This is a genomic window from Neobacillus drentensis, from assembly GCF_036965245.1.
GTDB lineage: Bacteria > Bacillota > Bacilli > Bacillales > Cytobacillaceae > Neobacillus > Neobacillus drentensis_G.
In genome coordinates this window covers 11189-35859 of the sequence record NZ_JBALPG010000129.1, presented here as the reverse complement: position 1 = coordinate 35859, position 24671 = coordinate 11189, and the positions used below count along the sequence as shown (strand labels likewise).

Sequence of the window (24671 nt, the reverse complement as noted above, 5' to 3'; positions counted from 1 at the left end):
CAAAACAAAACCGGCAGATAATTAAGCTCTGCCGGCTTGTTGGGTTTTTATGATTGAAGTAATGGTAGGAAATTCAACAAGAAATGTAGTCCCTTTTTCTACTTCACTTTCTACCCAGATAGAACCATCCATTGCACGAATAATACTATACACTACCATCATCCCCAGACCCGTTCCCTTTTTCCCTTTTGTGGAATAGAAAGGTTCGCCTAATCGTTCAAGTTGCTCACTTGTCATACCTACACCTGTATCCTTCACCATAATTGTTACATAGCTTTGGCTAAATTCAGTTGAAATCGTTAAATAACCGCCTGTTGACATTGATTCGATTGCATTTTTGAGGACATTTACAAAACACTGGCGGAACTTCTGTTTGTCTCCTTTTATGAAACCTATAACTGAAAAGTCAGTAATGATCTCAACAGAATTCTGATTTGCCAGGGGTTGAAGAATATTGATAATTTGTCGGAGTTCACTTTTTACATTCAGTTCTTCTAACGTTTCCAGAGATGGCTTCGCAAAGGTCAAATAATCCTGAATAACTCTTTCAGCGGAAATTAATTCTTCCTTAACGATGGATAAGTATTCTTTTCTCTTTTGCCTTGAAAGGTAATCATCCTGAAGAAGTTGAACAAATCCGCTAGCCGCAGTTAAAGGATTGCGAATTTCATGGGAAATAGCGGCTCCCATTTGTTCGACTGCTTTTAATTTTTCTGCTTTAATCAATTGCTGCTGCATTTCATTATTTTTTCTAACAAATTCAATCCCATATGAAATGATGCCAATTCCCAGAGCAGGTATGACAAGGAAAGCAAACCAAGCATCAAAAAGGTTGGAGTGAGAATTAGTGAAACTCATCCCAAAAACCGTTAGCAGGCCAAGGATCATTCCCATACATACCGTTACAAAAATCCGCCGTTCAGGAGCCTGCTTCGAAATCCAAGGATATAGGTTCCAAAGTATAATGCTGAGTGGTGCATATAGTATAAGGGTTTGAAAAAAACCTATATTCAAACCATAGAAACTTCTTAAGAGTATAATTGCTAAAACAAGAATTGGACCGATTCCAACATAAAGGCCGCCTAGAACCAAAGGAATAATTCTTAAATCATACCTGGCAGATGGAACGGGGGTGTAGGAGAATTGAATACATAACCATAAAGTTGCGATAAACAAAATTATTATTGATGATTTAGAAAGGGTGTATTTTTGACTTTTTTCGAGAAATATTAAACAAAAAAATAGTAGTATGATTAAAAGGGAGAGATTTAAGAAAAGGTGTTTCGTAATTTCCATTTCCGTCACCATCCAAAAAGGGCTGATAGGGAAATTTTAACATGTATTTTCCACAAGTTACAACAAAATTTACTAAATATTTTGAAAAAAGATATATTTTGTTAAGGAATGCAAATGATATTAGACGAATAACCCCATAAGGTTCATGATATATGCCTTTAAGATATGAAAAGTCCAATGTACTTTTGAGCAATAGTAATGTTCTTTAATTAGTTTTAAAGCATTCCAATTATGCTATTAATTTGATATTTTTAACAAAGTTTGAAAGTAAAAGAATGTGAAAATGAAAAAACTTCCTCAAGAGGAAGCTTTCGCGATTGTTAATTTACACTTGAACTGATATACCTTTAGCTAATTCTTTAGCAACGAGTCTGGCATGTTCTTTGGCTTTTGCTATAATTTCAGGTACCTTTTGCGGATATAAATCGAATCCTTCTGCGATTAATGTGTCCATAACTTCAATACCTAAAAAGCTGAGGGCAATTTTTAAATAGCGGTCACCAGATTCCATTTCCTGAAGAGGAGTGCCTGTATATTGTCCGCCTCTAGTTTGAATATGGACAGCTTTCTTATTTTTTAATAGCCCTTTTGGTCCGTCTGGTGTATGGGCAAAGGTTTTTCCAGCTATAAATAAATTATCGAGGAAAGCCTTTAAGACCGCAGGTGAACTCAAATTCCACACGGGGGACACAAAAACATAATAATCATATGAGATAAATTCATCTGCAAGAGCGTGCATTTTTATAATCTTTTCGCGTTCGGCATCTGACAGCTGATCCAATGTATATCCGTAACCAGCTAATTTTCCTCTTGCCGAAACCAAATCAGCATCCATTTGTGGAAAGTCTAAGGTGAACAAATCCATTTTCTTTATTTCTACGTCGGGACGTTCCTTCTGAAAAGCTTCAAGAAAGGCTTCCCCAATTTGCAGGCCTTTTGATTTTTCTAAACCCTTTGGATTTGCGGTCACATAAAGCAACTTTTCCAATTCAACACACCCCATCTATCAATATTTAGTTCAATATAATTATTATAGAAAAGATATCTTTGCTCAATATTGAACAAAGAGTGAAGTTCTTGAACATTAAGTGACTTTTGATCATGAGTTAAGTTAATCATACAAAAATTGCGCAAACTATTTATAAAAGAAACTTTGGAGGTAAAGATTGTGACAAATGAGGCATTACGCTGTTGGAAAGCTATACCTGAGTTTAATTATAAGCGATAAACAGTTAAAATAGGTTAGAATAGGGTTGTAAGGATTTTTAGAAAGGAAAGGGATTTAGAATGTCTAAACAACAAATTGGTGTGATTGGTCTAGCGGTTATGGGAAAAAACCTTGCATTAAATATTGAAAGCCGCGGCTATTCTGTTGCTGTTTTTAATCGTTCCTATGATAAAACAGAAGCGTTTTTAATAAACGAAGCAGAAGGAAAAAACTTTGTCGGTGCCCGGACCGTTGAGGAATTTGTAAATTCCTTAGAAAAACCGCGCAAAATTTTATTAATGGTTAAGGCCGGCACGGCAACAGATGCAACGATTGATTCATTAAAGCCATATCTTGAAGAAGGCGATATCCTCATTGATGGCGGTAATACCTTCTTCCAGGATACGATTAGACGTAATAAGGAACTTGAAACTGCAGGGTTCCATTTTATTGGTACAGGAGTTTCCGGAGGTGAAGAAGGGGCATTAAAAGGTCCTTCGATCATGCCGGGAGGTAAAAAAGAAGCCTATGATTTAGTGAAGCCAATTTTAGAGGCAATTTCAGCTAAAGTGGAAGGGGACCCTTGTTGTACCTATATTGGTCCAAACGGTGCCGGCCACTATGTGAAAATGGTGCATAACGGGATTGAATATGGTGACATGCAATTAATTTCAGAGGCTTATTTTATCTTGAAAAATGTCCTTGGCTTGTCCGCCGAAGAACTTCATGACGTTTTTGCCGAATGGAATAAAGGTGAACTGGACAGCTACCTAATTGAAATTACCGCAGATATTTTTACAAAAGTAGACGAAGAAACAGGTAAACCATTGGTTGACTTGATCCTAGACACTGCTGGCCAAAAAGGTACAGGAAAATGGACTAGCCAAAATGCGTTAGATTTGGGTGTTCCACTTCCACTTATCACGGAATCTGTATTTGCCCGCTGTATTTCAGCTATGAAAGATGAGCGTGTTAAGGCAAGTAAGGTGCTTAGTGGTCCTGAAGCGAAAGGCTATGAAGGTAATAAAGAAGAGTTAATTGAAGCGGTTCGTAAAGCTCTGTATATGAGCAAAATTTGTTCATATGCCCAAGGCTTTGCGCAAATGCGTGCAGCATCAGAAGAATATGATTGGAATCTTCGGTATGGTGACATTGCAATGATTTTCCGCGGCGGCTGTATTATTCGTGCTCAATTCTTACAAAAAATTAAAGAAGCATACGACCGTGATCCAGAATTAGCGAACCTGTTATTAGATCCTTATTTTAAAGAAATTGTTGAGAGCTATCAATCTGCATTGCGTCAAGTTCTTGCTGTAGCAATTGAGCGTGGAATTCCAGTTCCATCATTCACGAGTGCCATTGCTTACTATGACAGCTATCGTACAGAAACTCTTCCGGCAAATCTGTTACAGGCACAACGTGATTACTTTGGTGCCCATACTTATCAACGTGTCGATAAAGATGGGGTATTCCATACAAACTGGATGGAATAAGAAACACTTAGTTTTCCTTGCAAGAAATGGGGCAGGAAAGTTAGATTTAAAGAATCCAGTTTTTCACTCCTGGAACGGATAGAATAAAACGGTTGTTTATGAGAAAAAAGTGCTGCTTAGAATTCCTCTAAGGAGCACTTTTTTTGAATAATTTAGGACCATGTTATTTCTTTTAATAATTGCTGTCTAAATAATTGGATTATAAATTCATTGTAAATGTCTTTTCTGACAATCACTTGGTATCTGTTATTTGGGTGAATGTAATAATGAATATCAGTTAAAACCTTATTTTCCTCAAAAAACTCTCGAACTTTTATCATCCTTTTCTTTAACTCACTATTAAGTAAGGTAATCGAGAATTCAATATCCTCTTCGTTTGCTGTTTCCCTTAGTTCTAGAAGCTTATCGTCATATTTGTATGCTGCCTTCATGATTTTCCCCCTAGATTAAATATCTTAAATAAATGTAAATCGTACAGATTATGATTGAGAGAATCATTAATGGGAAAGAAATTAATAAGAATTTCCCAAACGTTATTGGATGACCTTCTTTTGCTGCAAGCCCGGCAACAATCACATTGGCACTTGCACCAATTAATGTTCCGTTACCGCCAAGACATGCACCAAGTGACAAGCTCCACCAAAGAGGTTCTAAATTATTTATTCCTAATTCGCCCATATCTTTGATCATTGGGATCATTGTGGCAACAAATGGGATATTATCAATAAATGCAGATGCAATCGCACTTACCCAGAGAATTAATATCGAAGTAGAAGCAACATCCCCTCCGGTTAAATGAACTGAATAATCCGCTAATAAAGATATAACCCCTGTTTCAATTAAACCTGAAACCAAAACAAACAGCCCAATAAAGAAGAAAATGGTGGTCCATTCTACTTTAGAAAAAGCTTTATCCAAATATCCTTCCCCGGTTAATAGAAGTAACAGAAATGCTCCAGTTAATGCAACAGTAGCAGACTCAATATGGAGCAGTTGATGCAGGAAGAAGCCTAATATAGTAATCGTAAGGGCAATTAACGACTTAATTAATAGTGTTTTGTCTGTGATTTCTTCCTTTTCATCCATGTCCATCAAGGCAGCTTTTAATTCAGCCGATGTCCGAAGCTGTTTCCGATAAATGAAAGCTAATATGCCAATATTAACAAATAATATAAAAAAACTAATGGCCGTAAGATTATTAATAAATGCCATGAAGGTTAGTTCTTTAACTGCACTACCAAGCATGATATTTGGTGGATCACCGATTAGGGTGGAAGTTCCGCCTATATTGGATGCGATAATTTCTGTAATTAAAAATGGTATCGGGTTTACCCGCAATTGCCTTGTAATACTGAAGGTTACGGGAACCATTAATAAAACGGTTGTAACATTATCTAGAAAGGCCGAACCTAATGCAGTAATGACTCCAAGGACAAGTAAAATTTTTAAAGGATCTCCTTTCACTTTTTTTGCTGCCCAAATGGCTATGTATTTGAACAAACCTGTCTCAGCAGTGATTGCGACAATAATCATCATTCCTGTCAGCAATCCGAGTGTATTAAAATCGATATGGTGCAGTGCCTTTTCTTGACCGACAATTCCTAATAAAACCATCATGATTCCGCCGGCCATTGCGATGATGGTACGGTGTATCTTTTCTGTGACTATAAAAGCGTAAGTAATGAGAAATACACCAATTGCAATGATTGCTTGTGTTGACATATATCGACCTCTTCTCCCAAAGTATTTATACATACCATTGAAAAATGCAAAAAGAAGCCCGCTTTGACAGACTCCACCAAAATTCAACATATGTATTTTATACTTTATTTTATAAAAATATTCTTGGGATGTAAAGAGAAAGTTAATCTGAAAATTACGTCAATTTCGTCCGAGTTTTATCATAGCCCCCCATTTCAACTATATGAAATTGACAGCCATAGACCAAGAGACGGACAAAAATTTATTTTTAGTGTAAATAGAATTGATAAATTGTTACTATAGAAAGATAAATTTTTACATTTGTCTTTTTCTAGCACTTTTAATCATTATAATCCTAACTTTTTGATAAAATCTACTGTTTCTTCGTGCTCTGGTTTAACCAGTTTATACAAACCCTTATTTGTTTTTACAAGTGATTTGCCATATTCATCTACAATTGCCCTTGTAAATGATGTGCTATTTAATACCTTCCACTTGTCTTCTGTTTTTGAAAGCTGAAGGTCAATAATTCCGAGATGATTTCCAAATGCACCTGCCATTACTACAGGCTTACCATTTATTTGTCCTGTTTCCATATTTGTATTTGCAATTGTTTTATAAACAGGCCCAGGAAAGACACTATGAGAATGTCCAGCCAAAATAGCATCAATTTCTGGGATTTTCGTCAAATAATAGACAGCATTTTCTGTATCGGGAATGTATGGTTCACTGCTGATGCCTGTATGGGCAAGGGCTATAATAATGTCTGCTCCCTCAGCCTTTATAATAGGTACAAATACCTTCGCTGTTTCAACAATTGGCATAGCTATTACTTTTCCTTCGAGATTTGCTTTATCCCATTTCAAGATTTGTGTTGGCATAAAACCTATAACTCCAATTTTCAGCTCATGATGCTCTCCACTTCGGTCTACTACATTCCTTTTTAAAATTACATAGGGGGTAAAGTAAGGTTTATTTTTTTTTACTGAAAACACATTTGCGTTTAAAACGGGCATCTTTAATCCTTTCAATGCAGCCTTTAAAAACTCTAAGCCATAATTAAATTCATGATTTCCGATGGCAATCGCATCATATTGTAAGTAATTAAATGCCCGGTATACCGGGTGTGTTTTTCCTTTCCGTATTCCTCTAATTCTTGCTAAATACTCTCCAAGTGGATTTCCCTTTAAATGATCACCATCATCAAACAATAAAGAATTCTTGACCTCGTTCCTTGCTTCTTGGATTAATGTTGCGGTTTTGACAAGGCCGATTCTATTGTCCACTTTTGTTTGGTAGTAATCATAATTGACTAAGGAAGCATGTAAATCAGTTGTTTCGAGGATGCGCAAATCGACTATTCCTGAATGAGCCGGAGTGTCCTCAACTGCATACGAAAAGGAGGAACAAGAAAGCCAAAATAGTGTGAGTAGGAAAAGAATAAAAGGAAGCCTTTTTTTGTCCACTTAAATTACCTCCATCATATTCTTGAAGTTAGGTAATCTTAGTATTGGTTTTTCTATATTAATTTATTTATGACAATTAAGTGAAGTGTGACATTACTCAAGGCGGTGCTGACCTATTGTGTTTTATAATAGAAGTTGATTTAAACTTGGAATAATTTAGAAAAAGTTATATTGGAAGCGTTTACAAAGTCATGAAGGGAAGAGACTTTATCGTTGAGTAAAAAAAATAAAATTACTATTTTATCCGGACACTTTGGAAGCGGAAAAACGGAAATTGCCATTAATCTGGCTTTAACCGAGAAACATACACACGAAAAAGTAGCTATTAATGATTTAGATATTATAAACCCGTATTTTCGCTCACGAGATGTATCTAGTATCTTTCAACAACATGGAGTTGAATTAATTGCACCGAAGAATCGTTTGGCCACTGCCGATCTCCCTATCGTGTCTGGTGAAATGTATCGAGTTCTACATGACCATAGGTACCGATTAATTGTAGATGCCGGAGGAGATAAAGACGGCGCGACAGCACTTGGACAATACTATCACGAATGGAAGGATTTAAACCTGGAATTACTGTTTGTTCTTAATGGAAATCGGCCATATGTCAGTACATTGGAGGGAGCTCTTTATACAGTTAATCAGATTGAAAGAGCCTCTCGTCTAAAGGTAAGCGGTATTATTAACAACACAAACATTGGCTCTGAAACAACAATAAAGGATATTGAGAAAGGCTATAAGTTAAGTAGTAGCTTATCCGAAAAGCTAGAAATTCCTTTATTATATACCACCATTTCCGACCATTTGAAAAAGGAAGCTGAAAACTTTGCGAACAACTATGAAGTTGTTTTTATTAAACGGTATATGAAGATGTCATGGGAAAAGGAGTAGAAGGTATATGGAGAAAAAAGTCGTTTTTAATGAAGACATTTGTAAGTCTTGCAGTCTTTGTGTTCAAGTCTGTCCAACAAATGTTATTTTTCTAGCAGACTATTTAAACGGAAAAGGGTACCGGCCGGCATCAGTTGTTAACCAAGAAAAATGTATTAGTTGTGCAAAGTGTGCGCAAATATGCCCTGATGCTGTAATTTCTGTGTATAGACCGGTAAAGATTTTGCAAACAGTGTGATTCGAAGGGAGATATTCTCATGGGGAAAGTGTTAATGAAAGGAAATGAAGTGATTGCGGAGGCAGCTATACATGCAGGATGTAAATACTTTTTTGGCTACCCCATCACGCCGCAAAGCGAACTTGTAGCTTACATGGCAAGAAGACTGCCTGAAGTGGATGGATTATTCTTACAGGCTGAAAGTGAAATAGCCGCGATCAATATGGTGTATGGTGCAGCGGGTACAGGCGTTAGGGTCATGACTTCCTCCTCAAGTCCAGGCTTCAGCCTGAAGCAAGAAGGAATTTCTTATTTAGTCGGGTCAGAGCTTCCTGCTGTTATATGTAATATCGTTCGTGGAGGCCCAGGATTAGGAAATATCCAGCCTGCACAATCAGACTATTTTCAAGTAACAAAAGGCGGTGGACATGGGGATTACAACATTCCTGTTTTGGCACCAGCAAGCTTACAGGAAATTGTGGAATTGACACAGGATGCTTTCGACATCGCTGATCGTTACCGGACACCGGTAATTTTAATGGGCGATGGCATGCTGGGGCAAATGATGGAGCCTGTGGAATTTGGAGAACGTTCAGAAACGGAACAGTTTAAGAAGGAATGGGCGACAACAGGTACCCGAGGCGATGGTGGTCCGAAAATTATCACATCACTTGAGCTTAATGCAGAAAGCTTAGAAGAGCGAAATAGGAATTTGCAGCGGAAATTTTCCAGGATTAAAGAAAATGAAGTTCGTTATGAAACATACCTAATCGATGATGCTGATTATATTATGGTAGCCTTCGGAACGGTCGCAAGGATTACCTTGAACGCCATTAATAAAGCGAGACGGGAAGGAGTTAAGGTTGGTTTAATTAGGCCGATTTCCCTTTGGCCATTCCCCGAAAAACCGTTTATCGAAACAAGGGAACGGGTAAAGGGCTTTATTTCCGTTGAAATGAGTGCAGGGCAAATGATTGAGGATGTTAAATTGGCTGTGAATGGCTTTGCACTGGTAGACTTCTTCGGTAGAACCGGCGGCGTTGTTCCTACACAAGAAGAAATTTACGATAAGATTATGTCTGTTGCCGGGGGTGTAACAGTATGACAATGAAGACAGTCTTTAAAAAAACAAGCGGCCTGACCGATACGCCTACACACTATTGTCCCGGCTGTACTCACGGTGTGATTCACCGCCTTGTTGGCGAAGTTTTAGAAGAAATGGATATTTTGGAAGATACGATTGGGGTTGCATCGGTAGGATGTTCGGTGTTATCGTATGAGTATTTTAATTGTGATATGACACAGGCGGCGCACGGGCGAGCCCCTGCAGTAGCAACAGGAGTGAAGCGGGTTCTGCCAAATCGGTTTGTGTTTACTTACCAAGGTGACGGTGACCTCGCATCGATTGGTATTAGTGAAGTTATCCATGCGGCCGCAAGGGGAGAGAATATCACCGTTATTTTCGTCAATAATGCTATTTACGGAATGACAGGGGGACAAATGGCGCCTACGACATTGATTGGCCAAAAAACGGCAACCACTCCATTCGGCCGTGATGTCAGTATCCAAGGGTCACCGATTAAGGTTTGTGAAATGATTTCTACGCTTGATGGTGCTGCTTACATTGAGCGGGTTTCAGCCCATGATGTACCGCATATACAAAAGGTAAAGAAAGCCATTAGGAAGGCATTTGAAACACAGAAAAAAGGGTTAGGTTTCTCTCTGATTGAGGTTCTGTCGACCTGTCCAACAAACTGGGGATTTGACCCGGCAGAATCCCTTGTCTGGGTAAAGGACAATATGGTTCCTGTTTATCCTCTAGGTGTTTATAAAAACAAAGAGGGAGTGAAATAGGGATGCTTGAAGAAATTATTATTGCTGGCTTTGGGGGACAGGGAGTCATGTCGATGGGGCAGTTGATTGCCTATGCAGGCATGCTTGAAGGAAAAGGAGTTTCGTGGCTTCCATCTTATGGACCTGAACAACGAGGAGGTACAGCTAATTGTGCCGTTGTTGTAAGTGATGAACCGGTTGGATCGCCACTAGTTACAAGACCATCGACAGCGATTGTATTGAATAATCCCTCATTCGATAAGTTCGAGCCGCTTATTCGACCAGGCGGGATCTTAATTCTCAATTCATCACTAGTAGTCAGGGCATCCGCTCGTAAAGACATAAAAATCATAGAAATTAGTGCAACAGACATGGCTAATGACCTTGGAAATTCCCGTGTCGCAAATATGATTTTATTAGGAGCTTTTCTAGAACATACAAAAATTGTTTTGGCCGACTCTGTAATTGAATCATTAAAGAAAGTTCTTTCAGCTGATAAGCATCATTTAATTGAAATTAACAAGCAGGCATTGCAAAAGGGTGCTTCACTAGTCGCGGCAAGTATATCTTAAAAAATAGAGTCAGCCTATGGCCAAAATAGTTAGCCATAAATATAAGAAGCCAGCCTAAAAATTAGGCTGGCTTCTTGCGAATCTTTCGCTGACGTTTGTTTTGATAACCAAAAAACCACCAATTCCAATCACCCAACAGTTTCATTAAAGCCGGAACCAAAACCATTCTTACAATGGTTGCATCAATGAAAATGGCGATTGCAATTCCCACACCCAGCTGTTTAACCGGCATTACACCTGTGAACGCAAAAGCACCTGTAACGACAATCATGATAGCAGCTGCAGAGGTAATAATTTTACTCGTATAAGTTAAACCGGAAATGGTCGCCGCAGTATTATCACCTGTTTTTATATAGAATTCCTGAATCCTTGAGATTAGAAAGACTTCATAATCCATAGAGAGTCCGAAAACAAGGGAAAACACGAAAACCGGTAAAATTAAGGCAATATCAACAGGCGTTATTCCAAAGTGTCCCTCCTGGAAAATCCAGACGACAATTCCGAACGTACAGCCAAGGCTCAAAACATTCATTAAAATAGCTTTAATAGGGATAAGAATGGATCGAAATGCCGCCATGAGAATAATAAAAGTAGAAACGACAATTAATAATAATCCATACGGTGCTTTTTGAAATATTTCGGCAAAAATTTCTTGCTCGAATTTAATCGGACCGCCAAAAGATGCCTTCAGTCCTAAATCTTTTCCAGACCATTCACTTACCCACTGTCTAGCTTTAGAGGAATGTTCACCTGTTTTTAAATACACTTCCAAAAGCATTTGATTATCCCTGATAAAATAGTCTTTAATAGGAGCTAACATGGTTTTGTCGCCATGTGTAAGCAATTGATATAATTGATCAACATCCTTCAATCCTGTCGCTGAGAATGGTGAGTCAACCGTATATACAAGTTTGTCGCTTTCAAGTTTGTCAATCACCTTATTAGCCTTTTCTAAATTGTTTTTTTCGATGATATTACCATTTGATTGAAGAACAATCGTCACTTTTTTCTCATCTCGTTTTTCATTAGCGATAAAATGCTCTTGAAAAGTTTCTAAGGCCAATCTTGAAGGATATTTTGCCGGAAGGGAATCTGTTCCGGGAATAGCTAAGACCATTTGCTTCACTGGTATAAGTCCAATTAACAGAATGGCAAGTGCCACAGTTGCCATTATGATAGGGCGTCTCATCACAAGGGAAGCAAATTTATGCCATATGCTCGATTGCTTATTCGAAATCTTTATGACACTCAGCTTGTTAATGTTCTTCCCTAAAATGGCAAGTAAGGCAGGAAGGAAGGTTAATGCACAAAGTGCAGAAATCAATACAACAGTCATTCCGCCAAGGGCAACATTTTGAAAAATATCAATTTTGATAAACCAAAGCCCGGATAATCCAATAAAAACACAAAGCCCTGAAAAGATAATTGACCGCCCTGCGGTCGCAACAGTTATTTCCAGTGCTTTTTGGATGGAGTTTGTTTGCAATTCTTCTTTGTACCGATTAATAAATAACAAAGCAAAATCGATACTTAAGGCAAGTCCAATCATTGGTACGATATTTAAAATAAAAATGGTCAAATCGGCACTATAACTAAAAAAATAAACAGTCCCCATTGTCGTTAAGATCGAAACCACCCCGATTACAAGTGGCAGTGATGCAGCGACAAGACCACCAAAGGCAAGGATAAGGACGACTAAGGCTATCGGCAGACCAATCATTTCAGCCTTGGCTAAATCTTCTTGACTTGCGATATTCAAGTCTTGGACAATAATGGGTTCCCCGGTCATTGTGACTTTTAATCCAGGTTTATTTTTGAGTAGAGTGCTTAATTGCTCAATTTCTTTTCCAAGGTTTTCGGCTTTTTTGTCGAAAGTGATGAGTCCATATGCATATTGACCTTTGATCATTCCTTCTCGTTCGAAGGGTGAGGTAATTTTTTTCGCCCCATCAAAGTCAGATAATTTTTTTAGTGTTTCTTGAATATAAATCTTAAAATCATCGTCACTAACTGATTTATCTTTTTCAAAAACTAGGATAATCGTTGATTTAGCATGTCCAAATTTTTCTTCCAGAATTTTTCTTGTTTCGTTGTATTCCCCTTTATATTCAAAGCCATTACCACTTAAAACAGTGGGTAATTTTAATGCGAAAAAACCAAATAAGCAAATGACTAAAATCCAAATTATTAACATCCATTTTCGATGCCGGTAAATAAATCCTCCCAATTTCTCCAAAATATCCCCTCCTAACAATCCATTTTCTTATTTCAGTATACAGAAGAATTTAATCGATTCGAATGACTTTTTCGTGACTATTTCAATATTCACCTTACAGGAGGTATCGTTCCATAGATTTTTCCCTATATCCAAGTGAAAATTCATTTAACCGGATTGTGAATTGAAAAAACAAGAATGTTCAAATAGGATTTTACAAATGTAAAGATATTGTGAACTTGCACACTTTTTTTGTTACAATAAAGATAAAAATTTCAAAAATTTTGGGTGATACAAGTGGATCGAGAAAAATTAAGCAAGGTCATTGAAGCTGCCAAATTATATTATTTATTGGATTATAATCAAAACGAGATTGCCAAGATTTTAGGTGTTTCCCGTCCTACTGTATCGAGATTATTACAACAGGCGAAAAGTGATGGGATCGTCCAGATTAATATTATGGATCCCACTGAGGATGTTGAAAATTTAGCTGTGCAATTAGAAAAAAAGTTCAATCTAAAAAAGGCTATAATCGCTTCCATTCCTCAATATGAGAATCATATTATTAAAAATTACCTTGGAGAAAAGGCTGCAAATTATCTTGATGAGATCGTTAAGGATGATGATATTATCGGGGTAACATGGGGAACTACTCTTTATCATATCGCTATCGAATTAAAACAAAAGTTTGTGAAGAATGTAAAAGTTGTTCAATTAAAAGGCGGCGTAAGCCATGCGGAAACGAACACATATGCTTCCGAAATATTGTACCTTTTTGGAAAGGCCTATAATACTGCCCCTCACCATCTTCCATTACCTGCTATTGTTGACCATGTTGTTGTAAAACAAGCAATGGAGGCGGATCGTCATATTCGAAAAATATTAGAGCTGGGTAATCAGGCAAATATTGCATTGTTTACGATTGGGTCAATCAAAACAGACTCATTATTATTTCAGTTAGGCTATTTTACAGAGAGTGACTTGAAATCCCTAAATGGAAAAGCAGTCGGTGACATTTGCTCACGTTTCTTTGATAAAAGTGGTGAAATATGTAATGAAAGCTTGAATGAAAGAACTCTTGGAGTTAATCTTGATGAATTAAGGAAGAAGGAATATTCCATTGTTGTGGCAGGCGGTCCTAATAAAATTGAAGGAATATATGGTGCATTAAAAGGAAAATATGCAAATGTGCTAGTCACGGATCAATTCACAGCTAAATTCTTACTTGATAAATAGAAATGATTTAATTAAACAGCATTAACTGCTGTTTTTTTTTTATATTTCTTTACATTTGTTCATAAAGTCATTTACAAATGTTCATATTCTTTGTTATAGTTAAATTGTGATAAATAACAATGAAACGATAAATAATTTTTTAAATAAGTGGGAGGATATAAAAATGACTCAAAATGTTGTTAGAATGATTGATCATACATTATTAAAAGCAGACGCTACTCGACAAGAAATCGTAAAAATTGTCGAGGAAGCTAAAGAATATTTATTTGCATCTGTCTGTGTTAACCCTACTTGGGTTAGTACTGCTGCTGAAATGCTTACAGACACAAAAGAAGTGAAGGTATGTACCGTAATTGGCTTCCCTCTAGGTGCTTCAACACCGGAAACGAAAGCATTTGAAACAATAAATGCTATTGAAAACGGCGCAAATGAGATCGATATGGTGATTAATATTGCGGCGCTTAAAGATCAGCAGGATGAATTGGTGGAAAAAGATATTCGTGCCGTTGTGGAGGCTGCAAAGGGAAAGGCATTAGTCAAGGTTATTATCGAAACTTGCTTATTAACAAATGAAGAAAAAGTAAGAGCATGTGAGCTTTCTGTAAAAGCAGGGGCAGATTTTGTGAAAACATCCACTGGTTTTTCGACAGGAGGAGCAACAGTTGAGGATATCCGCTTAATGCGTCAGACAGTCGGCCCTGAAATTGGTGTGAAGGCGTCCGGCGGTGTCCGCAGCCGTGAAGATGCATTGGCAATGGTAGAAGCAGGAGCAACCCGCATTGGAGCTAGTTCCGGTGTTTCCATCGCTAAAGGTGAGCTATCTAATAATAACTATTAATAATATAAATGTGAGGGAAACCGAATGAAAGAAGTTTTAATGGCATTATTTGCTGGATTACTTGTTGGTATGCTGTTTAAATTTTTAAAATTGCCATTGCCTGCACCCCCTGTATTTTCAGCAGTAGTTGGTGTATTCGGTGTTTATTTTGGCGGCGTTTTACTTGAATGGATTATGAAGTTATTCCAGCATTAATATTCCCTGGCGGAGCGTGAGTAGAATGGAAGAAAAAGTGCTTATTCAAGAAGCAAATAAAGCAAGAGAGTTTGCATATGTTCCATATTCTAAATTTAAGGTGGGCGCAGCACTCTTATCAAAAGAGGGTATGGTCTATCATGGCTGTAATATAGAAAATGCTTCATATGGTATGACAAACTGCGCCGAACGGACGGCCTTGTTTAAAGCTTATTCAGAGGGGGTAACTCAATTTGATTCCCTCGTTGTTACAGCGGATACTGATGGACCAGTTTCTCCATGTGGCGCTTGCCGCCAGGTGATTTCTGAACTTTGTGATGCTGAAATGGAAGTCATACTAACAAATTTAAAAGGCGATATTCAAAGAATCCAAGTTAAAGATCTTCTTCCCGGTGCATTTTCTCCTAAAGATTTAATTAAATAATAATTATACAAAAGAGAAGCTATTCATCATTGATTAGCTTCTCTTTTATTGTATTTCCCTAATACGTGTCATCTCTAGAATTGAAGGAAGTATAAAAGTACATAATATACCTAGAAAATTAAAAAGGGATGATACGATGATTTACATTTATAATGATTATGGCGGGACACATACCACTGCATTGGCAGCCGCTTATCATTTAAAACAACTGCCCCAATCAGAACGGGAACTTACAAGAGAGGAAATATTGAATGTAAAATTTTTTAATAAATTGACAAAGGAAGATTTCGGAAAACTTATCATCCATGGGTGTGATGACGAGGGCAACTCCGTTTATACACTTGGACGGAAAAGGAATAAATTAGTCGTTCCGGCTTTAAAAGAAATGAGTTTATTACTTCAAGAAAAATTTAAATTCGATGAAAAAATTGTTTTTTCCAATACCTCACCAACAGTTCCCTTTACAATGTCAATGGGAGGATTTTTCTCAAGAGGATTAAAAATCGATGTTATTGGGGTGCCGTTATTAGTGAAGGGTGCCAAACAATGCTGTGATAATGTTTATCGTTTGGTTGAAAATACGAAAGAAGTCGGAAGAAAAACATTTGCGGAAAATGTCATTATATTAGAAAATGAAATGTATAAGTAGGAGAGATAGGGTGTAGAGCAAAATGAATAAAAAGATAGGTTTTATTGGAGCGGGGAAAATGGCCCAAGCTATGATCGAAGGAATTGTAAAATCTAATATGATTCCAAAAGAAAATATTATGGCAAGTGCGGCAACAGAAAAAACAATTGATAAAATCGTACGGATACACGGTATAATAGCATCATTATCTAACATTGACGTTGCTAGGTTTGCAGACATACTGATCCTTGCAGTGAAACCTGACATTCACGGTGTAGTCATTGAAGAAATAAAAAAGAATATTAAACAAAATGCTATCATTGTCACCATTGCAGCAGGAATTACCTTAAAGGATATAGAACAGGCATTTGGCTTTCAAGTAAAGACTGTCCGGACAATGCCAAATACACCATCATTAGTTGGTGAAGGAATGAGTGCTATATGTGCAAATGATTATCTTAGCGAGGATGAACTAATTGAGGTGGAGCGTTTGTTCCATTGTTTTGGTAAAACTGAGCGTTTGCAAGAAAAATTCATGGATGCCGTCCCATCCATAAGCGGTTCCTCCCCAGCATATGTTTACATGTTATTAGAGGCAATGGCTGACGGGGGAGTACGTCAAGGAATACCAAGAGATAAAGCTTATCGGCTTGCTGCTCAGGCCGTTTTAGGTGCAGCCAAAATGGTATTAGAGACAGGAATACATCCGGGAGAACTTAAAGATGATGTTTGTACACCTGGCGGCGCAACCATTGAAGCAGTTGCAACGCTGGAGAAGGAGCAATTTCGCGGGGCGATTTTGGCAGCTATGGAGAGCTGTACAAAAAAAGTAACAACACTAAATTAATATATTGAGTTTCGGGTCCTGAAAGTTGGGTCCTGTTTTTATATAGACACTTGTAATTAAGGGGTAGTAATTTTATGTATTTTAATTCGCTTAATCCAGAATTATTAAATCAAAAGAAAAAAACAATATTATTTTCGATTATTGATGATGAGGAATTTATTCGATCGATAATAATAAGGACAATTAAAATGATGAATTTTGACGATTATAAACTCGATCTAATAGAGTTTGAGAGTGGCATTCAATTTTTGGAATCACGCCGCTTAGAAGAATCAGGTGAACATCTTTTAATTTTGGACGGTGTGATGCCAGAAATGGACGGAATGGAAGTTTTAAAAAAGGTGAAAAGTGATAAAAATAGACAGGGAATTTATGTTCTCATGCTTACGGGGAGAAAAAGTGAGCCTGATATTAAGAGGGCATTAACACTCGGTGCAGACGATTATTTGACGAAGCCATTTAGTATTACGGAGCTGCAAGCAAGAATACAACGGTTAATTAAAAGGATTAAATAAGATGCCAAATAATGAATTATTTATCCTTTCAGTTCTAACCATTTCTATTTTATGTATCTTGATAAATTTATTAGTGTATTTAACGATTCGAAAAGCGATAGATTTAAAGAGAAGGGAAAAAATTGAAAAATACAAAGAAATATATAATCCTCTCATTTTTCAATTGCTAACAGAAGGAAGTTATTCAAGGAAATTAACTCCAGAATCACCCCTTCAGCAAAAGGCAATCGAAGAACTGCTTAGCCGCTATGCAAATGTATTAGAAGGTGAGGAAGAAAGGAAACGTTTAACCGAATTTGCATCAATGCATTTAACTGAATACTATCGAAAGCGGCTTAAAAGTAAAAAGTGGAGTACACGCATGAATACCCTATATCATATTGATGATTTTAATATGATATCACTTTTAGATGATGTTTATGGGTTAACGAAAAAGAATCGACTTTCCCATGAAGAACTAGTACATATCTTAAGAATCCTTGCATTATTCCAATTTCAACCACTATTCCAATTGCTTACCAATAATTATCAGTACCTATCTGAATATGATTACCGTCATATTTTGATTCGCTTAGAGAAAAAGCAATTTGATCAGTTTGTTCTTCATTTTCATAAAGCTGAGCTTCCCTTACAGAAGGCCGTTCTTGAAGTTATTTCAATAAAAAGAGAGAGAAGTTATCTTCCCTTCATTGAAAATAGTATTCTCATCAACACAGGAGAAGTAAAGCTAAGGTCTTTAAAGGCATTAGCGGAAATTGGCTATGTAAAAAATATAAATCCATATTTAGATCTACTTTATTCTACTAAATGGGAGGAAAGGATGATAGCTGCTAAATTAATTGGTTCATTAAAAGTAGAAAAAGCAATGCCAAGATTAATAGAGCTTTTGCATGATCAAACGTGGTGGGTTCGTTACCAAGCTGGACAGTCTATCTGTCAGTTTGCAAATGGGAAAGATATTTTACGTAAGGTGTTAGAAACATCTAAAGATGTTTTTGCAAAAGATATGGCCTGGGAATGGCTGCATAAAGGGGTATAAACGATGCCATTTTTTCAGTGGGAAGATATTGTTACTGCTTTTACTTTGTTCATTGCCGTTTATATGGTGATTGTCATTTTGTTTTACACAGTTATTTTACTTATTTCGATATTGCAGCTTCGAAAGGAATATAAACTTGATCGTGTTCAGGTCTATGAAGATTATATGGAGGGAATATATACAAAACCCGTTTCGATCATTGTCCCGGCCTATAATGAAGAAGCAGGGATTGTCCATAGTGTACGATCCTTATTAAGTGTGAATTATCCTGCATTCGAAGTGATTGTTGTGAATGATGGTTCAACCGATCACACCCTCGATAAAATGATAGATCACTATGATATGCAAGAAATAAAAAAAGTTGTTCGAAAACAAATAAACACGAAACCAATAGGAAAGATTTATCAATCCGCCATTTTTTCAAATCTTTTTCTTATCGATAAAGAGAACGGAGGAAAAGCGGATGCACTAAATGTTGGTCTTAATTTTTCTCATTATCCCTATTTTTGCTCTCTTGATGGTGATTCTGTACTCGAACAGGATGCATTTTTAAAGGTGATGAAGCCGATTATCGACTCCAATGAGGAAGTGATTGCTTCCGGAGGCAGTGTAAGGATTGCGAATGGCTGTCAAATTCAAAACGGCCGTATTCAAAAGATTGCCTTATCAGATAAACCTTTAGTTGTCATGCAAATTATTGAGTATTTACGTGCCTTTTTAATGGGAAGAATTGGACTAAGCAGGCATAATCTCTTATTAATTATCTCCGGTGCCTTTGGAGTTTTTTCAAAGAGTTGGGTGGTTGCTGCAGGAGGGTATCGAACTGATACGGTCGGAGAAGATATGGAATTAGTGGTGAGAATGCACCGCCTTTTAAAGGAAAAAGGACAAAAGAAGAAGATTGTCTATGTCCCGGATCCTGTTTGTTGGACAGAGGTACCAGAAGATACTACCTTTTTAAGAAGACAGAGGAGACGTTGGCATAGGGGTCTATTTGAGAGCTTATGGATTCATAGAAAATTAACTTTTAATCCTAAGTATGGTTCAATCGGACTCCTGGCTTTCCCATACTTTTGGATCGTCGAGTTTTTTGGCCCGATAATCGAATTATTCGGATATATTTTTATGCTTCTTTGTTTATTTCTTGGTGGAATCTATATTGAGTTTGCTATTTTATTATTTCTATTATCTTTATTATATGGTTCGATTTTTTCGATGGCAGCAGTTCTTTTAGAGGAATGGAGTTTAACAAAGTATCCAAAGGTATCAGATATCATTAAACTATTCCTATATTCTTTAACAGAAACCATTTGGTATAGGCCGATGACTGTTATTTGGCGTTGCGAAGGTATATGGCAAATGCTAAAAGGGGATACAAGCTGGGGAGAAATGAAGAGAAAAGGTGTATCAGAATGAAGAAACAAACCAAATTAATTATCTATGCAGTTCTATTCATTATATTTGTGACAAGCCCCTTTTGGTTATGGAAAATCGAGCCCTCCAAAAAATTAAATGTATTAATCGTAGATAAAACGGTGCCTAATCCAACATACCGCGAACATAAAGGGCTGGTTTGGATTTTAAACAATGCAAAATACTTTAAAAATGGAGAAAAACCTTATTCTGAAAAACAGGATTATAAGGGATTTGTACCAGAAACTGAAAAAAAATATACGATAGATCCCTTACCTAAGGACTTAAATCAATATGATGTTTTCTATTTGACAGACCAATATGGTGTATATAAAGATGACTTTTATCGAGAGAACCCCTCAGGCAAAAGGTCAGCAAAAATTTATGGTGGCCTTAAATCGAGTGAGGTTAATCAAATTGAAAAAACACTAATTCATTCAAAAGGGAAAACGTTGATCGCGGAATTTAATACGTTTGCAAGTCCAACCTCAGAAACTGCAAAGGCTGAAATTGCTAATTTACTTAATGTTGAATGGTCTGGCTGGATTGGCCGATATTTTTCAGATCTTAATAGTCGGGAAGTACCTGAATGGGTAAAGGAGAATTATCAGAAGCAAAACAAAAAATGGACCTTTAATGGAGAAGGTTTTGTTTTTGTCAGCAGCAATGATTATGTTGTAGTGATTGCAAACGAGGATGTGAAGGATAATGGGCTCCTGCTTCAATTAACAAATAAGGGAAAAAAACATTTTACCCATGAAATAAAGGGGAAGTACCAGTATTGGTTCGATATTATCGAGCCTATGGACAAGAATGAAGTTTTGGCCTCGTATAAACTGCCGATTTCATCATCTGCAAAGGAAAAGCTTAAAGGATATGGGATTCCAGATCATTTTCCGGCAGTCATTTATCACCAAAATGCAAAGTATTCTTCCTACTATTTTTCTGGAGATTATGCTGATGAAGCGGAAGTGCCTGAAATTTATCAAACGAAGGGCTTTGATACATGGAAAAGAACTTTTGGATCAAAAGATTCTTTTTACTGGCAAGCGTATGTACCGATGATGAAGGATATTTTAAAAAATGGTCTGAATCAAGTAAAGACTCAAGAAGAAATTGAAATAGTACAACATGACGGTGTGAAGACAAATAGTAAGACAGGAGATTCTTATATTCAAATCCAAAAGAATGGAAAATGGAAGGACTTTTTAATCAAGGGAGTTAATATGGGAATTGGAAAGCCAGGTTATTTTCCAGGTGAAACGGCGATTACCAAAGAAGAGTATTTCCGCTGGTTTAAGGAAATTGGAGCGATGAATGCCAATGCCATTAGGATTTATACACTTCACCCGCCACAGTTCTACGAGGCATTTTATGAATATAATCAACTGGCGAAAAAACCTTTATACCTGTTCCATGGGACATGGGTAAATGAAGAGAATTTAATCCAAACACAGGATGCATTTGCGAAGGTGAATGTGGATGACGCTAAGCTGGAAATAAAAAATATGATTGATATTATTCATGGGAATGCCAATCTTGCTAAACGTCCTGGACATGCATCAGGTGTGTATCAATATGATATTTCCAAGTATGTCCTTGGTTTGATTATTGGAACAGAATGGGATCCGGCAATGGTGACCAATACAAATGTACTTCATGCAGGAGCAGCCCAATTAAAAGGTGATTATTTTAAAACGGAGAATGCCAGCCCGTTTGAGGTTTGGCTTGCGGGCATGATGGACTATGCTGCAGCTTACGAAGCAAAGCAATACAACTGGCAGCATTCCATGAGCTTTACGAATTGGGTAACAACCGATTTGTTGAACCATCCTGCCGAACCGCTTGAGAATGAGGACATGGTTTCAATTGACCCGAATCATATTCAGACTGCAAATTCCTTTCAAGCGGGTCAGTTTGCTTCTTATCATATTTATCCTTATTACCCCGATTTTCTTAACTATGAACAAAAATATCTTGACTATGAGGATGCAAGTGGAAAGAAAAATAATTATGCAGGTTACCTTCATGAGCTTCGTACCGTTCATCAGATGCCTATTTTAGTTGCAGAATTTGGTGTGCCGTCATCTAGGGGAATAACCCATAAGAATCCGTATGGGATGAATCAGGGAAAACATTCAGAGAAAGAGCAGGGAGAAATTGATAGCCGTTTGTACCAATCGATAGTCTCAGAAGGGTATGCAGGTGGACTTGTTTTTACATGGCAGGATGAATGGTTTAAGCGAACCTGGAATACGATGGATTTCGATAATCCCGACCGCCGTCCATATTGGAACAATCAGCAAACAAATGAACAGCATTTTGGTTTGCTTGGTTTTGAATCTGGTAAAAGGGGAACAGGAATAGTGGTGGATGGTACATCCGCCGATTGGGAACTGGCAGGTGTAAAAAAAGGGTATCAGTCTTCAAATAAACAGGTGCCTTTAAAGGAAGTTCGTCTTACATCTGACAGCGGCTATTTGTATTTTTTGCTTAAATATAATCGGCCAGTTGAACTAGCAAACCAGGGAGTCTACTTATTGCTTGATACAATCGGCAATCAAGGGCAAACGAAGATAGCTTTAAACGATAAAACAGAGGTTCAAACAGATTATGGAATTGATTTTTTCATCAAATTGACAGGGCCAAAGGACTCCAGAATAATGGTCGATAGTTATTATGATTCATTCTATTACCAGTATGCAAAGCTCTTAAAAATGATTCGGGAGGAACCATATGCAGCCCAAAAGGATAATGGGGTGTTTCATCCCATCCGTCTGGCACTTAATAAAGAACTAACCATTCCTTCTACTAAAACAACGATTAAATTTCAGGATGATGAAACAGGAGTACTAAGGTTTGGGAATGCCAATCCAGCAAGTGAAAAGTTTGATTCTTTAACGGATATTAGCATTAGCACCGATAAAAAAGTGATTGAAGGCAGGATCCCATGGCAGCTATTGAATTTTAAGGATCCAAGCTTAAAGGAAGTAATGGGTGATTTATGGAAAAACGGTTTATCAGCTAGCGCTGAAACAAACGGAGTACGGGTTACTGTCGTCGCGACAGAGGACGGTAAGGTGCAACAAACACTTCCAAAAGCGGCTAATGGCATGCTTCAGCAAAAAGATGCATATTTATATAGCTGGAAAAGCTGGGACAATCCAATATTTCATGAAAGATTAAAGGATTCTTACCAGATGATGGCGGAAATATACGGGACAACCGATTTAATGGAAAGAAAGTAAGGAATAAAAAGAATAAGAATTTCAAAAATACCACCAGTCTAAAAAGACCGGTGGTATTCCTTAGGGGAAACATAAGGGAGATCGGTAACTGTCTTCATTAATATTTAGAAGAAATATACAAAAAACCAGAGAAAGTACTCTCTGGTTTTTGAATTAAAAGAATAGATTTAAAATGAAATAAGTAAATCCGGCAATTAATGCTGTTATAGGAAGGGTAATAACCCAAGTAATTAACATCCGTTGAGCTGTATCCCACTTTACTCCTTTAAGACGATGTGAAGCACCTACTCCTAGTATACCTGAAGAAATAACATGGGTAGTACTTACAGGTAAATGGATAAATGTCGCCCCAAAAATAATAGCGGCACCGGTTATATCGGCAGCAACACCATTAATTGGACGTATCTTCATAATTTTCCCGCCAACTGTTTTGATAATCTTCCAACCGCCAATAGAGGTACCTAAACCCATTGCAATTGCACAGGATACTTGTACCCAAAAAGGAATGCCAGCATCAGGATCAAGATATTTATTGGCAACAAGTGCCAAGGTGATGATTCCCATCGACTTTTGAGCATCATTCGTTCCGTGGGAATAAGATTGCAAAGCTGCTGTTGCAATTTGGATATACCGGAAATTTCGATTCGTTTTTGTTAAGTTAAAATTTTTAAAAGCCACTTTAAAAATGCTATACACAGTATAGCCTAATGCAAAAGCTAAGATTGGAGAAAGGATAAGTGCTTCAAGAATTTTTATGAAACCACTATAGTTCAGAGCATGAAATCCTTCTGCTGCAATCGCTGCACCTGCAATGGATCCAATAATCGCATGGGAAGAACTACTTGGGATCCCGTAATACCAAGTAAGTAAGTTCCAAAAGATAGCTGCAAGTAGTGCAGCTAGAATTACTACCGAGCCATTATGTAATGTAAATGGGTCAACAATATCCTTTGAAACTGTTTTAGCAACGCCTGTAAATGTTAGAGCACCAACAAAATTCATTACTGCAGCCAATAGAATGGCTTGGCGGGGTTTTAGTGCTTTAGTTGAAACAGAAGTTGCGATTGCATTTGCTGTATCATGGAAACCATTAATAAAATCAAATGCAAGGGCGCCAATAACAATTAATATGGTTAAAATTAAAACAAGGCTCATTTTTAAGCTCCTTATGCATTTTTCATGATAATGGATTCAAGGGTATTTGCAACTGTCTGACAATAGTCAGCGATATCCTCTAGATTTTCATAAATTTCCTTATATTGAATAATGCGAATTGGATCTTTTTCAACAGAAAATAAATGCTTAATCGATTGTCGTAAAATATTATCGCATTTTGATTCTAAATCTTTAATTTTAATGGCATGTTCTCGAATTTGAGGTAATTTTTTATTTGA

Annotated in this window: 24 protein-coding genes; 16 read left to right on the top strand and 8 right to left on the bottom strand. The window is 37.1% G+C overall.

Going from position 1 to position 24671, the window contains the following annotated elements; translation table 11 throughout:
* Positions 1-21: 21 nt before the first annotated feature.
* A complete protein-coding gene (locus tag V7150_RS21570) occupies positions 22-1176 on the bottom strand; it encodes a HAMP domain-containing sensor histidine kinase (protein ID WP_335522371.1) in 1155 nt (384 codons plus the stop codon).
* A gap of 445 nt (positions 1177-1621) precedes the next feature.
* Positions 1622-2284 carry an FMN-dependent NADH-azoreductase gene (locus V7150_RS21565; RefSeq protein ID WP_335522370.1) on the bottom strand — a complete coding sequence of 221 codons (663 nt, stop codon included), beginning with the start codon at positions 2282-2284 and terminating at the stop codon, positions 1622-1624.
* A gap of 299 nt (positions 2285-2583) precedes the next feature.
* Here V7150_RS21565 and gndA point away from each other — a divergent pair, with 299 nt between their 5' ends.
* Complete coding sequence (gene gndA / locus V7150_RS21560) at positions 2584-3996, top strand: NADP-dependent phosphogluconate dehydrogenase (protein WP_335522368.1); 1413 nt, start codon at positions 2584-2586, stop codon at positions 3994-3996.
* A 152-nt stretch (positions 3997-4148) separates the two neighbouring features.
* On the opposite strand, the gene V7150_RS21555 is transcribed toward gndA, so the two are convergent.
* The 3 genes from V7150_RS21555 to V7150_RS21545 all read right to left on the bottom strand — a co-directional run bounded on the left by V7150_RS21555 (position 4149) and on the right by V7150_RS21545 (position 7163).
* Positions 4149-4427 (bottom strand): hypothetical protein, encoded by a 279-nt coding sequence (locus tag V7150_RS21555; protein ID WP_335522366.1) that lies wholly within the window; start codon positions 4425-4427, stop codon positions 4149-4151.
* A 10-nt stretch (positions 4428-4437) separates the two neighbouring features.
* Entirely contained in the window at positions 4438-5718 is a 1281-nt protein-coding gene (locus tag V7150_RS21550) for an ArsB/NhaD family transporter (protein WP_335522364.1), read from the bottom strand.
* A 326-nt stretch (positions 5719-6044) separates the two neighbouring features.
* A complete protein-coding gene (locus V7150_RS21545; protein WP_335522363.1) occupies positions 6045-7163 on the bottom strand; it encodes a metallophosphoesterase in 1119 nt (372 codons plus the stop codon).
* Positions 7164-7376: 213 nt separating this feature from the next.
* Between V7150_RS21545 and V7150_RS21540 the strand changes: the two genes are divergently transcribed.
* Genes V7150_RS21540 through V7150_RS21520 form a run of 5 tightly spaced genes read left to right on the top strand, consistent with a single transcriptional unit; the run spans position 7377 to position 10679 of the window.
* A complete protein-coding gene (locus V7150_RS21540) occupies positions 7377-8057 on the top strand; it encodes a hypothetical protein (RefSeq protein WP_335522361.1) in 681 nt (226 codons plus the stop codon).
* Between the two features lie 7 nt (positions 8058-8064).
* Positions 8065-8295, top strand: coding sequence for a 4Fe-4S binding protein (locus tag V7150_RS21535; RefSeq protein WP_335522359.1), 231 nt, complete (start codon positions 8065-8067; stop codon positions 8293-8295).
* A 19-nt stretch (positions 8296-8314) separates the two neighbouring features.
* Positions 8315-9379, top strand: a complete 1065-nt coding sequence (locus V7150_RS21530; protein WP_335522357.1) for a 3-methyl-2-oxobutanoate dehydrogenase subunit VorB — start codon at positions 8315-8317, stop codon at positions 9377-9379.
* The gene (locus tag V7150_RS21525) at positions 9376-10128 is read left to right on the top strand and encodes a thiamine pyrophosphate-dependent enzyme (RefSeq protein ID WP_335522355.1); all 753 of its coding nucleotides are present in this window, start codon (positions 9376-9378) and stop codon (positions 10126-10128) included. Before V7150_RS21530 ends, V7150_RS21525 begins: the two co-directional genes overlap by 4 nt.
* A gap of 2 nt (positions 10129-10130) precedes the next feature.
* Complete coding sequence (locus V7150_RS21520; RefSeq protein ID WP_335522353.1) at positions 10131-10679, top strand: 2-oxoacid:acceptor oxidoreductase family protein; 549 nt, start codon at positions 10131-10133, stop codon at positions 10677-10679.
* Between the two features lie 61 nt (positions 10680-10740).
* On the opposite strand, the gene V7150_RS21515 is transcribed toward V7150_RS21520, so the two are convergent.
* On the bottom strand, positions 10741-12915 hold the full coding sequence (locus tag V7150_RS21515) for an MMPL family transporter (protein ID WP_335522351.1): 2175 nt from the start codon (positions 12913-12915) through the stop codon (positions 10741-10743).
* Positions 12916-13191: 276 nt separating this feature from the next.
* On the opposite strand from V7150_RS21515, the gene V7150_RS21510 reads away from it, so the two are divergent.
* The 10 genes from V7150_RS21510 (at position 13192) to V7150_RS21465 (ending at position 23277) form a co-directional block, all read left to right on the top strand.
* Entirely contained in the window at positions 13192-14130 is a 939-nt protein-coding gene (locus tag V7150_RS21510; protein WP_335522349.1) for a sugar-binding transcriptional regulator, read from the top strand.
* Between the two features lie 163 nt (positions 14131-14293).
* Positions 14294-14968 (top strand): deoxyribose-phosphate aldolase, encoded by a 675-nt coding sequence (deoC, locus tag V7150_RS21505; protein WP_335522347.1) that lies wholly within the window; start codon positions 14294-14296, stop codon positions 14966-14968.
* Positions 14969-14992: 24 nt separating this feature from the next.
* On the top strand, positions 14993-15163 hold the full coding sequence (locus V7150_RS21500; RefSeq protein ID WP_335522346.1) for a XapX domain-containing protein: 171 nt from the start codon (positions 14993-14995) through the stop codon (positions 15161-15163).
* A gap of 25 nt (positions 15164-15188) precedes the next feature.
* Positions 15189-15587, top strand: coding sequence for a cytidine deaminase (locus V7150_RS21495; RefSeq protein WP_283922131.1), 399 nt, complete (start codon positions 15189-15191; stop codon positions 15585-15587).
* Positions 15588-15723: 136 nt separating this feature from the next.
* Complete coding sequence (locus V7150_RS21490) at positions 15724-16236, top strand: DUF3189 family protein (RefSeq protein WP_335522344.1); 513 nt, start codon at positions 15724-15726, stop codon at positions 16234-16236.
* 22 nt (positions 16237-16258) lie between these two features.
* The gene (proC, locus tag V7150_RS21485) at positions 16259-17062 is read left to right on the top strand and encodes a pyrroline-5-carboxylate reductase (protein ID WP_335522342.1); all 804 of its coding nucleotides are present in this window, start codon (positions 16259-16261) and stop codon (positions 17060-17062) included.
* A gap of 74 nt (positions 17063-17136) precedes the next feature.
* A complete protein-coding gene (locus V7150_RS21480; protein ID WP_335522340.1) occupies positions 17137-17577 on the top strand; it encodes a response regulator transcription factor in 441 nt (146 codons plus the stop codon).
* 1 nt (position 17578) lies between these two features.
* Positions 17579-18616, top strand: coding sequence for a HEAT repeat domain-containing protein (locus tag V7150_RS21475; RefSeq protein WP_335522338.1), 1038 nt, complete (start codon positions 17579-17581; stop codon positions 18614-18616).
* A 3-nt stretch (positions 18617-18619) separates the two neighbouring features.
* Positions 18620-20032 (top strand): glycosyltransferase family 2 protein, encoded by a 1413-nt coding sequence (locus tag V7150_RS21470; protein ID WP_335522336.1) that lies wholly within the window; start codon positions 18620-18622, stop codon positions 20030-20032.
* A complete protein-coding gene (locus V7150_RS21465) occupies positions 20029-23277 on the top strand; it encodes a hypothetical protein (protein WP_335522335.1) in 3249 nt (1082 codons plus the stop codon). Before V7150_RS21470 ends, V7150_RS21465 begins: the two co-directional genes overlap by 4 nt.
* 153 nt (positions 23278-23430) lie before the next feature.
* On the opposite strand, the gene V7150_RS21460 is transcribed toward V7150_RS21465, so the two are convergent.
* Complete coding sequence (locus V7150_RS21460; protein WP_335522333.1) at positions 23431-24432, bottom strand: inorganic phosphate transporter; 1002 nt, start codon at positions 24430-24432, stop codon at positions 23431-23433.
* Between the two features lie 11 nt (positions 24433-24443).
* Positions 24444-24671, bottom strand: a 228-nt coding sequence (locus tag V7150_RS21455; RefSeq protein ID WP_335522332.1) for a DUF47 domain-containing protein, incomplete at its 5' end; no start/stop codon positions are given.

What these genes read in the sequence shown, in the direction of transcription:
- V7150_RS21460 (WP_335522333.1), bottom strand. Translation starts at nt 24,432, where the DNA reads ATGAGCCTTGTTTTAATTTTAACCATATTAATTGTTATTGGCGCCCTT.
- V7150_RS21525 (WP_335522355.1), top strand. Translation starts at nt 9,376, where the DNA reads ATGACAATGAAGACAGTCTTTAAAAAAACAAGCGGCCTGACCGATACG.
- deoC (WP_335522347.1), top strand. Translation starts at nt 14,294, where the DNA reads ATGACTCAAAATGTTGTTAGAATGATTGATCATACATTATTAAAAGCA.
- V7150_RS21520 (WP_335522353.1), top strand. Translation starts at nt 10,131, where the DNA reads ATGCTTGAAGAAATTATTATTGCTGGCTTTGGGGGACAGGGAGTCATG.
- gndA (WP_335522368.1), top strand. Translation starts at nt 2,584, where the DNA reads ATGTCTAAACAACAAATTGGTGTGATTGGTCTAGCGGTTATGGGAAAA.
- V7150_RS21550 (WP_335522364.1), bottom strand. Translation starts at nt 5,718, where the DNA reads ATGTCAACACAAGCAATCATTGCAATTGGTGTATTTCTCATTACTTAC.
- V7150_RS21535 (WP_335522359.1), top strand. Translation starts at nt 8,065, where the DNA reads ATGGAGAAAAAAGTCGTTTTTAATGAAGACATTTGTAAGTCTTGCAGT.
- V7150_RS21475 (WP_335522338.1), top strand. Translation starts at nt 17,579, where the DNA reads ATGCCAAATAATGAATTATTTATCCTTTCAGTTCTAACCATTTCTATT.
- V7150_RS21530 (WP_335522357.1), top strand. Translation starts at nt 8,315, where the DNA reads ATGGGGAAAGTGTTAATGAAAGGAAATGAAGTGATTGCGGAGGCAGCT.
- V7150_RS21490 (WP_335522344.1), top strand. Translation starts at nt 15,724, where the DNA reads ATGATTTACATTTATAATGATTATGGCGGGACACATACCACTGCATTG.
- V7150_RS21465 (WP_335522335.1), top strand. Translation starts at nt 20,029, where the DNA reads ATGAAGAAACAAACCAAATTAATTATCTATGCAGTTCTATTCATTATA.
- V7150_RS21470 (WP_335522336.1), top strand. Translation starts at nt 18,620, where the DNA reads ATGCCATTTTTTCAGTGGGAAGATATTGTTACTGCTTTTACTTTGTTC.
- V7150_RS21500 (WP_335522346.1), top strand. Translation starts at nt 14,993, where the DNA reads ATGAAAGAAGTTTTAATGGCATTATTTGCTGGATTACTTGTTGGTATG.
- V7150_RS21495 (WP_283922131.1), top strand. Translation starts at nt 15,189, where the DNA reads ATGGAAGAAAAAGTGCTTATTCAAGAAGCAAATAAAGCAAGAGAGTTT.
- proC (WP_335522342.1), top strand. Translation starts at nt 16,259, where the DNA reads ATGAATAAAAAGATAGGTTTTATTGGAGCGGGGAAAATGGCCCAAGCT.
- V7150_RS21555 (WP_335522366.1), bottom strand. Translation starts at nt 4,427, where the DNA reads ATGAAGGCAGCATACAAATATGACGATAAGCTTCTAGAACTAAGGGAA.
- V7150_RS21480 (WP_335522340.1), top strand. Translation starts at nt 17,137, where the DNA reads ATGTATTTTAATTCGCTTAATCCAGAATTATTAAATCAAAAGAAAAAA.